Here is a 12,161-nt window from a genome sequence, read left to right on the forward strand (position 1 = left end):
CTTATTTAAAATGAATTGGTTATAATTTCTATTTGATGTTTACCCGCTTCCAATCTAATAGAACTAAAAATAGTATTTACTTTTTTTCCATTGTGAATTAATTCTTCTTTGGATTTTAAGTCTATTCCAAATTCAGCTACCATATTTCCGGGAATTTCGATATTAAAAATTTGCAATCTGGGGTTTTCGTATAAATATTCAGCTTTAATGGAGCCTTTTATTGTGGGCACTTTAATACTACTATTTTTTAGGTTTCCCATTTTTGGGTTTATATTGGCAACACCAAAACCTGGAGTTTTAGGTTGAATTCCCCAAAGGCGTCTTGAAACAATATTAGTAGGCACGATTTTTAACGTACTACTATTAATAAGCACATCTAAAGCCCTATCTTGTTCTCTATTTTTGTATAAAGCATCTATTAAATATTGAGACTTATAAATATCATCAGCTACATTTATGTTTACTAAATCTGATAAATATTCCTGGGGCAGAATATCAAATGCTGAAGCCAATATATAGGCGTTAAGAGACATTTCATCTTTTTTTGCGCTACTACCTTTATTATTGGTTATTTTTTTGTTTAAGGCCATTTTTGCCTTTAAAGCAAGTACCTCAAACTCTAATTTTTCTTGTGGCTTTCCTAGAATTGAGGCAAACTCGGACATGATTTTCATATTTTGGTGAAAAAGAATATTAATCACATTTATATCTATGTTATTTATATCTTTTTTAACCAAATCTTCACATCTTTTTTTAAAGCCAGTATTATATAAAAATTCTGGGGTTAATTTTCCTTTTGCTAATAGACCATTTTCATCAGTAAGCCGGTATAGTGTTTTTGGCTTAATTTTGTCATAATATTTCTTTATCAATTCTGCATTTCCGGTATACGTATAATCGGCATGAAGCATAAGTGCTAAATACAATTGCGATTCTATATTTAATCCAGGATTTACAATTAATTTTTCTATGTGCTCTCTTGCAACTGCATACTCTTTATCTGTTGCATAGTGACTTAACTGAATAGAATAGGCATATGCTCCATTAAAAAGACCAATATTACAATCTTCATTTACATAATTTTCGCCATTAAATGCAATAGTTTTTATTGATGATTTTGACGAATTCCAAACTTTATTTAAAATAATATCTGAACTTTTAAAATTACTAGTGTTATTGTCCCAATAGGCTTGATGAGAGAGTTGTGAGATATTCTTTTCTGCATTGCTTATGGTGAAAGACTGCATTTTGGAATAGTCTGTAAGGCGATTTTCTTGATCCCATATACGCACCTTCCAATAATATGTCGCTCCATTTTTTAAAGATTCACCTCCATGCTCCACTTCTGATGATGAACTTGACCGGATTTGGCCACTATCCCAAACATCACCAATATTGTTCATTGAATTCTCTTTAGAAGAAGATACTAATATTTGATATCCTAATTGTATTATATCGCTACACGGAACAACCCAACCATATTCAGGTTTTGAATCAAATATCGTTACTCCATCGGTATTTCTTATACACTCTACAACCAAATCACTTGGCCCAGATGAATAAACATCGGAATATTTTAATATAAGTTCGTTAGTTTTTTCCCTAAAAGATTTTAATTTATCAGAGTACTTCTTCTTTTTGGCTAGGTTGTTTATTTCTTTAGGATCATCTTTTAGGTAATATAGTTCTTCTACAGACTTGTTATTAACATATCTAAAATATTTCCATTCTTTAGTTCGTAATCCTTCACTAGGAGGAATGTGGTCAAACTCCCATATATGCTCTATAAGTACTGTATCGCGGTCAAAATTTTTAGTTTTGTTTGACACAATTGGCATTAAACTTTTTCCTTGCCATGTTTTAGGCTTTTTTAACCCAGCCAAATCTAAGATAGTAGCAGGCACATCAATATTTAACGCCATGATATCGCTATCTTTTTGATTTTTTTGCCGTGGATCAAAAACTATCAAAGGCACTCTAATGGAATTATCATACAATAGCCATTTACCGGCTAATTGGCGTTCTCCCATAAAATAGCCATTATCACCCATAAGAATAATAACAGTATTTTTATCAATCCCCTTTTTTTTGAGTTCTTCTCGTATTTTGAAAATTTCCCTGTCAATTCCAGAAATCATTCTATAATACCCTTTGATACTATGCTGATATTTTTCTTCAGTTTGGTAACGCCACTCCCATCTTAATCTATTAAAACCATTGCGCACAAACTCAGGTTGCGCCTCGAAGTATTTATCTTCTGCAAGCTCTGGTCCCGGCATATGGGTTTTTTGTAATAAAGAGTCTGACTCTCTCTGCCAAAAATATTGTTCTTTTGCAGCATCATGGGCATGAGGCGCACTAAAACTTAACGATAAGCAAAACGGTATATCTGTTTCTGCCTTTGCAATAAAATCAATAGCTTTTTGCCCAGTATACCTGGTAAGATGTACGGTATCTTTTTGTAGGACTTTATAATAATAACCTCTTCTATCTTTAAACGAATTATTCCTATCATAAGACTCATAAGCATCAAATTGTTTATCCAAACCATCATACCTCACGCCATATTTACCATAAAAACCAGTATAATACCCATTATCCTTCAAGATTTTCGGGTAAGAATCTATCATGTAAGATTCCCTAATATTCCCTGTTTGAAAATTAAAACGATGTGTCCTTTCATGCAGTCCTGTCAAGATACTGGCTCTACTGGCTGTACATATAGGCGTTGTAACCATTGCGTTTTGAAAATAAACGCCTTCTTTAGCCAATTTGTCCATTTCAGGAGTATAAATAAGTTTATTACCTACATAGCCTAAAGCATCAAAACGCTGATCATCTGTAAGTATAAATATAATGTTGGGGTTATCCGTTTTAACTTTTTCTTGAGCCTTTAACTGGAAAACACAAAAGAGTATAAAAGCAGGTATAATAATTCTCATTTATTTAAACTATTTATTTTTAACTATTATTTTGAAACAAAACTAGTTCTCTCCGGGCATGGGAAATATTTCTGAAAAGGTATGGGCGTCCTTCAATAATCTTGTCATTTCGTTGGTTTGCTCCGGATATTTATCAGCCACATTGTTTTCTTCTACCAAGTCCTCTTCTAGATTATAAAGTTCTATAGTAGATTCAGGATTTTTTTCCATATTTCTGCGGACAGCCTTCCATTTTCCTTTACGCAAAGCAACCTTATATCCACCTTTTGGAAACTCCCAATAAAGATATTCATGCTCTTTTTGTTTTTTGCCAAACAATGTAGGCAAATAGGATATTCCATCTATATTGCTGGGAGTTTTAACATTTGCTATTTCGCATACAGTAGGTAGAAAATCCCAAAAAGCACTTATAAGATCACTTTCTGTATTTATCTTAATTTTTTCTGGCCAACGAGCAATAAAAGGCACTCGTATGCCGCCTTCGTATAAATCTCTTTTACCGCCTTTTAATGGGCCGTTGCTATCAAGGAATTCCGTAGGCTCCTCTCCTTGGATAGGACCATTATCACTCGTAAAGATTACCAATGTATTTTCATCAAGCCCTTGTTCCTTTAGCTTGTTAAATATCTCCCCTATTCCCTTATCCATTCGTGTAATCATTGAGGCGTAAGCCTTGGTTTCCCGAGACCAAGTTTCTTTTTCATACGGTTCAAGGTCTGGAACTTCCATAAGAAAACCCTCTGGGGCTTCATCATTAACGTGTGGTATGGTTATTGGCAAATAAAGAAAAAATGGGCGATCTCGATCTTTTTCCAAAAACTTCAAAGTTTCCTTGGTGAAGAGGTCATGGGAATAATCGACCTGTTCTTCGGAGTGGCTGCCCAAACCTTTATGCCAAGCGGTACTGTCTTGATAGACCACTTTGTTGTTCAGCATTTCTTTTTTATCATTTCTAAGAAGGTATTCGGGGTAATAATTATGGGCTAAAACCTGGTCTAGATACCCATAGTAACTATCAAATCCTTGTTTTAGAGGATTTCCAGAAGTGTTTTGGTTACCGAGCCCCCATTTACCAATTAAGGCTGTTTCGTATCCTGCTCTCTTAAGTAGTTCGGCGATTGTAATGGCATCATCACTCAACGGTACTTGTCCATAGGGCTCTACTTGAAGATTGCCTCTAACATCAGCTGTTCCCATATGCCTTCCTGTCATCAAAGCACAACGAGAGGGTGCGCAAACTGTGTTTCCAGCATAATGTTGCGTAAAACGCATCCCCTCCTTTGCCATTTTATCCAAATTTGGGGTTAGGATATACTTTTGGCCAAAAGGGCCTATATCAGCATATCCCAAATCGTCTGCCAATATAAAAATGATATTTGGCTTTGTGTTTGTTATTGGTTTATTTTCAACATTCTTATTGCCAGCCTTTTTGCAAGCAAAAACTAAAACCACACAACTAAATAAAAGTATATTTTTTTTCATAATAAATAAACCAAATACTATTTGTCTCTAATTTTTGATTTCTAAAGACTCGTTATATAGGTTCATAAATTTTTTATATCCAATTTCCTCTCCTGCAACCATTCTTTCATAATCCTCTGGTCGGTCTTTTTTTATCCATTCAATAACCTTAGGCCCAATATAATTTACAGGTTCTAAAATATTTGACTTAGAAGTCATGGCTTGATCAAAATATTTTGTTTCATTTTGTAATTTTTTAAGCACATCTTGGTAATCAGGATTAAAAGCTAGATTATTTAACTGATAAGGGTCGTTCTTTAAATTATACAATTCTTCACTGGGTTTGGTAGGCTCAAAAAATGGTTTTTGATTTCCATCTAGCTTAGATTCCTGGTATAGTTTACGCATTACGTGAACACTTGGTCTAAAAAACTCCAAATAAGCTTGGTGTGCATCATAAGGGACTTCAGGCATGTCATTTCTTATATATGACCACTCTTTGGATACCACTGCTCTGGATTTTTCTTCCACTTCATCCCATAAGTCTCTGGCACCATAGATGTATTCTCTATGGAAATCTTTTGAAAACATTGGCTTTCCTGTCATGTAATCGGGTGGATTTATACCAGCAAAATCTAATATAGTTGCGGTTATATCGGTTGCACTAACCAAATCATTTCTAATTTCCCTTCCTTTAAATTTAGCTGGGTAATATACAATTAATGGAATTCGCAAACCAGGATCATACAAATATCCTTTACCTCTAATATTACAACGCCCATTATCTCCAATAAAAATTACTATTGTGTTGTCAATCAATCCTTTTTCCTCCAATTCTTTAAAAATCATTCCTACTTCATTGTCCATATATTCAATTTGATCAAGGTATTTAGCCCAGTCCAACTTAACTTTTGGATGATCTGCCATGTAAGGTGGCATTATTACTTCTTCAGGGTTTATTGGGTGTTTTGACTGTTCTCTGATCTCGTCCCACCAATCCCCACGATGGGTAACTTTTAACTGAATTTGAGCAAAAAATGGTTCGTCTACTTTTTCAAAAGTATCGTACTTATCAAATAGACCAAATTGTTCTTTGCCGTCCCAGAGCCCTATGGGTTCATGCTTAAAGTTTACATCTATTTTCCGCCCTTTCATCAGTACAGAATGATGCCCTAAAATTGTTGTGTATCCTGCATCACGCAATAATTTAGTAAATGGCTTATAATCTGGTGATAAAACAACATTTCTATTACTACGATGGTGCTGTGTATTTGTTTTAACTTGGTGGGTTCCTATCATCATAGCTGAGCGGCTAGGGGAGCAAATAGGACTCGTTACGAAAGCATTATCAAATCGAATGCCTTCCTCCGCCATTTTATTTAAAAATGGGGTTTTTACATTTGGCATTCCATAGCATTCTAGGTCCGTACTTATATCTTCGGCCATTAACCAAATAATATTTGGTTGTTTTGGTGTATCCAAATTTACCTCAGCAATTCCTCTATCTTTTGTTGGTTTACAAGCAATTAAAATTATGCAAGTAGTTAAGATTGGTAGGATTCTATTAAACATATCAAATATTATTAATTTTCAAAAACACCTCCAGAAAACTGATAATGTTCATTTTTAACACTTTCTCTTTTCAATAGCATGTTTGCCTTTTCAACTATTTTTTTATTTGAACCTGAAATATCATTTTCTTCATTTATATCATTTGATAAATCATATAATTCCGTGTGAAAATTATTTCCATATCTCACCGCTTTCCAATCACCAAATCTAATGGCCTGCCTAAACCCTTGTACCGCTTGCCCTTCTTGGATTTCCCAATATAGAAAATCATGTTCTACCTGCTCTCTACCAAATAATTCTGGCAAAAATGAAATTCCATCAGTTTTGTTAGGTATTTCGGAATTGGTTAACTCAGCTAACGTCGGCATAACATCATAAAAAGTTGCTTGATGATTGGATATTGTGCTTTCTTTAATTTTACCTTTCCAATAAGCAATCATTGGCACCCTAACTCCTCCTTCATAAACATCACGCTTAAAACCTTTTAGTTTGCCTGAGCTGTTAAAGAATTTATAACTATGATGGTTTTCACTAGTCGGGCCATTATCGCTGGTGAATATAATTAAGGTGTTTTCTAACTCTCCACTAGTATTTAACTTATCAAAAAGTCTTTTTATTTGAGTATCCAGCATGGTTATTCTAGCTGCATGGCGTCTTTCAATTTCTGGCCATTCCTCTATCTTTTCTATATACAAATCCGTTTTACTCAAGAAAAATTCATGTGCATGAGGCGTTCTATAAGACATATACAGGAAAAACGGTTTGTCATTATCTTTTTCATCCAGATAATCCAAGGCAAAATCCGTTCTAAACTCGTCTAAACATTTATAATTGTTATAGTTATAAAACACGGAATCTTGATTATTGTTTACCCAATGTACTCTTTCGTCTATTTCATTTCCATTTACATCTTGTCCCCACTGTTCCTGTACTGCATAATCAAACCCTCTACCTTTTGCCCAAGTCGATTCATCTTCCGGAACCCCTAAATGCCACTTACCTATCATAGCTGTTTGATATCCGTTTGACTGAAGCATTTCTCCCAATGTTTTTTCTGTTTTTTTCAGTGGAACTCTATCCCATTTACCATTAATATGTCCTTGATTGCCTCTAATACTTAAGTGACCTGTATGCAACCCGGTCATTAGGGACGCTCGTGAAGGCGAACATACCGAAGTACCCGCATAAAAATCGGTAAATTTCATCCCTATTGATGCAAGACTATCTAAAAAGGGAGTTTTTATGGTTTTTTGTCCATAAGATCCTAATTCTCCATACCCCATGTCATCGGTTAGTAAAAATACAATATTAGGCCTATCTCCATTATATCTTTCTTTCGTATTACTTACCTGTTCCTGTTTGGTCAACTCATTGCATCCAACTAAATTTAATACAAATATTAAAAACCCAAACAACAGAGATATTTTATTTACTGTACTAGTTATTAGATAATTATATTTTTTTTCTTTCATATTTAATATATTCTTTTGGTATTTAAAATCTAATATCTTGAAACCGCATTGAGCTTATCAATAAAAAAAGTAAATTCCCCGTTTTCAACTTCCCAAACCATATCTTTATTCAGTAATGCCAAAGACTCATAGGGTATTTCAAAAAAAACTTGTTTAGATTCATTAGCATTAAGGTACGTTCTTTGAAACGCCAAAAGCGATTTTACAGGTGTTGTTACTGAAGAAAAATTATCTCTAAAAAAAAGTAAAACGGTTTCATCAATTGGCAAATAACCATTATTTTTTACTTCAACATTTATCTTGATCAACTTATTTTTTTCTATATTTTCTGGAACAGATAAATTACTAAAAACAACATTAGAATAGTTTAGCCCATAACCAAACCCGTATAAAGCTCCTGTTTCCTCGTCATTATATGTTCTGTAATATGAGGAAGGGCGATGGTTATAAAAAACAGGTAATTGTCCAGAACTTCGAGGAAATGAAATAGGCAACTTTCCAGAAGGATTATATTTCCCTAAAAGAATATCCGAAACTGCTGTACCACTAAATGCACCTGTCTCCCATGCCACTAAAACACCGGGAATATTCTCTTTTATCCATGGTATAGCGGTTGGTTTTCCTATGACCAAAATAACAATAACAGGCTTTCCAGAAGCATGGGCTGCCTTAACCAAGTCAAGCTGGCGGCCAAATAATGACACGTCTGCTCGATCAGAATTTTCTCCATTTGTCCTACTGTTCCAATAAGTCCTAAAAGAATTATCGCCTACTACTACTATTGATACATCAGCTTCAGATGCTTTATACTTTACTTTATCGATATCTTCGTCCGAGATACTTCTATGATCTTCACATTCATAATAGGTTACGTTTGAATTTTTAAAACCATTACGAACACCTTCAAGAATAGTTACAACATTATCATCCGGCTGTTTTCCAGCCCAGTCGCCCAATAAGGTTTGATTATTTGCATTTGGTCCAGTAATAAAAATATTCTTATACTTTTTTGTATCAAGAGGTAAAATATTTCCTTTATTTTCTAAAAGAACCATCGATTCTAAAGCTGCCTTATAGGCAAGATCTCTGGATTCTTCATCAAATAATTTTTTTTCGTTTTCTTCATCAACTAATACCTTTTCAAATAAACCTAATTCAAATTTTGATGTCAAAATAGCTTTAACAGCTTGATCTACTCGACTTAAGTCTATAATTCCTTTTTCAACATTCTTTACCACATATTCATGAAATCCAGGACCATGCATATTCATATCTAATCCTGCATTTACCGAAAGTGAAGCAGCCTGTTCAAGATTTTCAGCTACTTTATGTAGAGTTTGAAGTCTAAATACATCTTTCCAGTCACTTACAACAAAACCATCAAAATCCCATTCATTTCTCAAAATATCTGTCAATAGATAGTCATTTGCATGACATGGTACGCCATTAAGGTCATGATGGGCCGCCATAACAGTTTTGGCGCCTGCTTTTATGGATTTTTCATAAGGTGGTAACCAAATTTCCTTCATGGCCCTTTGGGATGCATCCATTGGTGTAAAGTTTAAACCTCGGGATGGTTGACTACCTGCTATAAAATGTTTTAAACAGGAAAGTACGCCTTCATTTTTTAGATTTTCTTGATAACCTTCTACCATTGCCTTACCCATTTCTCCTACCAGAAGAGGGTCTTCGCCAAATGTTTCTCCTGTTCTGCCCCAACGGGCATCTTTGGCAACATCCACATTAGGCGAAAATGTCCAATGATATCCCGTCAATCTCATTTCCTTGGCAGTAGCCCGAGCTATATTTTTGACTAATTCTTTATTAAAAGAACTAGCTAATGCTAATGGCGTAGGATAAACTGTTGCACCAGAATAGAGAGCATGCCCATGTATTGCATCTTCACCAATTAGCAAAGGTATTTTTAGCCGTGATTCAGCAGCAAGTTTTTGAAGATAATTTGCCTCATCAAGGCCTTTAACTAAAAGAAATGAGCCTATCTCTCCTTTTTTTATTTTTTCCTTAATATCGGCAATTTTCAGACCGGGATAAAATTCATTATCACTATTAACATTCTCAATATCGTCAAGTTGTGCAACACCACTAACACCTTGAATATGTTTAAATGCTACATATTGGGTCATTTGTCCAACTTTTTCTTCCAACGTCATTCTGCTAATTAAATCATCTACACGTTGATTTATGGTTAAATCAGGGTTTAGATATGGTTGTGAGCATACAGTTTTTATTGTAATTACAATTAATAAAAATGCTATCCTTATAGAGTTCTTATTATAATTCATTATTAAATCCAATACTAATTTTAAAATAACCAAATTTATTTATTGGTTTGTAGCCATACCCTTTGATCGGTGGTCACTCTATTTTTAATCATTTCTTGCCAAGCTGTGGGATCGGTTGGTTTTTCATATTCCCTACCTGTTGAAGCGTAGTCACAAACCTTGAATGACTTTCCATCTTCAGTTTTTCCAGAAAATTCTAGCCAAACTTTATCGCTTTTTTTGTCATTAGGTAACAATGATAACTGAACGTCATTAGTAAAAAAAAGTGGTGTATCCAATGATTCTTTTCCTTCTAAAATACTACTGCGAGCTAACACTACCGGACCCCACATTAGGGCTTTGTATTTTTCGTTTTTAGATATTCCAATGATTCTAGAAGAAACATCAATTATAATTTTAATATCGTCTCCATTTCTCCAGGTTTTACTTACACTAACATTGTTTTCATCATCTATAACAAAATCTTTTTCTTGACCATTTATTATAACATGAAATTCTTTAGACCATTCAGGACGACGAAAAGACAGTTTACCTTCAAATTCCTTTTTTGTTTCCAGTTTAATGGAAACATCTCCATTTTTTGGGTACTCAGTAAATATTTCCAAGGTTATAGGTTTTCCATTTGCTAAATCAACTTCATAAGAACCTGGAATATATAGATTTACAAGAACTTCATTATTTGTTTTTGAAGGCATTACAGCAACTTGTCCTAATTGTAGCATTCCTCGGGGCACGTTTGCAACGCAACATTGGTGATAATTGGTAAAAGCATGAAGCGGAGATACTAAATGTGGCTCATTTAAACCTAATCGCCTAACACCCCAATCTCCTTGAAGATTAAAGGAACCAATAAGTACATTGTAAGTTAAACGCTCTATTTCGTCAGCATAAGATTGGTCTCCTGTAAGTGCCAATAACTTTGCTGACAACCGTTCCCAATAAACAACATCACAAGGTTCATTGAGTCCTGCAGGCTCGTTGGATGCACCAACAAGTTTGTCATGATAACCTATACCACCTGTAATAACTCTCTCGTTCTCTTGTATTGCTTTATAAATATTCTTGGAAGCTTTTAGATATTCAGGTTTATTTACAACTTGATACAAATCTACTAAACCTTCAACGCATGAAATAAATTCGTAGGCTTTGGTCCATTTGCCTTTTTCTGGGAACCATTCATGAACAGGCACTCCGGTAAGTCCTTTTTCGACTATAGCTGGGGGATTCCCAGGCTCTGATTCCCAATTAGCAACAATATATTCAGCAAAATCAAGATATTTAACTTCACCTGTTTCTACATATAATTTTACTAATGGCGTAAGTATCGAAGAACTAGGAAGTCCATAAAAATTACCTGTATCAACAATTTGAACTTTGTCTGGCCCAACTTCAGTCATCAATTGGTCCATCATTCCTTGTGCGGCTTTCAATATATTTGGATCTTTTAAAAGCTCATAAGCTTCTACTAGACCCCAAAGCGTATATTTTCTATTCCATACGTTCCATACATCTCCTTCAACATAAGCCGAGTTTTTATAACTTCCTATATATCCGTTTTCATCTTGAGTTGCAATAAGACGTTCTGTTTCTCTTTTTATTGTTTGCTTAATATTTTCGTCACCCGAATAACGATAAGCAGCTATTGCAGACAAAATCCATTTCCCCCAGAATTCACCTTGCCAAAGACCTCGGCCTTCGTGGAATTGGTCATCCATTCTAATTTCAAAGGCCTTAGTCGCTTCTGCGGCAATTTCGGTTGCGGCAAAATTAGACGCTATTCTTTTATCAATGACTTTTGACAACTCATCTCCAACCTTTCCTTTCATACTTACATTTTCAAGATTAGCATAGGAAAATTTATCTTGAACTTTTAAGATATTTGTTTCACTTTTTGAAAAGGTTGTTTTAGAGTCTTTATTATTTTCCTTACATCCAGTCAGAATAAACAGTGAAAACATTAATAAAATAAGGTTTCGTTTTAAAACATACATAGTTAATTGGTTTTTATAAAATTAGCAAAAGCTTTGTGCAATTATTTTTATCGTGTCTAATTTCTTTTTCTTTTCAAAATTATACTTAAAATGAGTGTTAATTTAATATTCTTAAAAAATAGTTGTTAACTAAAGCTTTGAGACCCATAAACCTCTAATTATTAAAAAAACAAATATTTTTATTAAAACTTAGAGAACAAGAATAATAAACATATAGAGAAAAAGTATCCTGTGCTGTGCTGTACAACATCAATGATTAAATTGGTTTCGTTTATGTTTAAAGAGAAGATCGATTTAATTTAAGGTTTAAGATATCCCAACCCAATAATTGTAAAATTTTAAATTATTTAATATGTTACTTAAAATGACATTTAATTAGGTTTAATGGTTCTAGATTAATTTTTGTAGCTACAGATTTCA

General features: G+C 34.0%; 6 protein-coding genes. All 6 read right to left on the minus strand.

Features of this window, described 5'->3' with window-relative positions; all coding sequences use genetic code 11:
* Positions 1–5 precede the first annotated feature (5 nt).
* On the minus strand, positions 6–2,942 hold the full coding sequence (locus RG22_RS07595) for a sulfatase-like hydrolase/transferase (RefSeq protein ID WP_034042172.1): 2,937 nt from the start codon (positions 2,940–2,942) through the stop codon (positions 6–8).
* A 42-nt stretch (positions 2,943–2,984) separates the two neighbouring features.
* A complete protein-coding gene (locus RG22_RS07600; protein WP_052143676.1) occupies positions 2,985–4,424 on the minus strand; it encodes an arylsulfatase in 1,440 nt (479 codons plus the stop codon).
* Positions 4,425–4,451: 27 nt separating this feature from the next.
* The gene (locus RG22_RS07605; RefSeq protein WP_262507888.1) at positions 4,452–5,885 is read right to left on the minus strand and encodes a sulfatase family protein; all 1,434 of its coding nucleotides are present in this window, start codon (positions 5,883–5,885) and stop codon (positions 4,452–4,454) included.
* 101 nt (positions 5,886–5,986) lie between these two features.
* Positions 5,987–7,342 (minus strand): sulfatase-like hydrolase/transferase, encoded by a 1,356-nt coding sequence (locus RG22_RS07610; protein ID WP_244462128.1) that lies wholly within the window; start codon positions 7,340–7,342, stop codon positions 5,987–5,989.
* 134 nt (positions 7,343–7,476) lie between these two features.
* Entirely contained in the window at positions 7,477–9,750 is a 2,274-nt protein-coding gene (locus tag RG22_RS07615) for a glycoside hydrolase family 3 N-terminal domain-containing protein (protein ID WP_034042174.1), read from the minus strand.
* A 35-nt stretch (positions 9,751–9,785) separates the two neighbouring features.
* Complete coding sequence (locus RG22_RS07620) at positions 9,786–11,741, minus strand: beta-L-arabinofuranosidase domain-containing protein (protein WP_034042175.1); 1,956 nt, start codon at positions 11,739–11,741, stop codon at positions 9,786–9,788.
* Between the last annotated feature and the right edge of the window lie 420 nt (positions 11,742–12,161).

Origin of the sequence: Wocania ichthyoenteri Th78 (assembly GCF_000789235.1) — a bacterium.
GTDB classification, from domain to species: domain Bacteria; phylum Bacteroidota; class Bacteroidia; order Flavobacteriales; family Flavobacteriaceae; genus Wocania_A; species Wocania_A ichthyoenteri.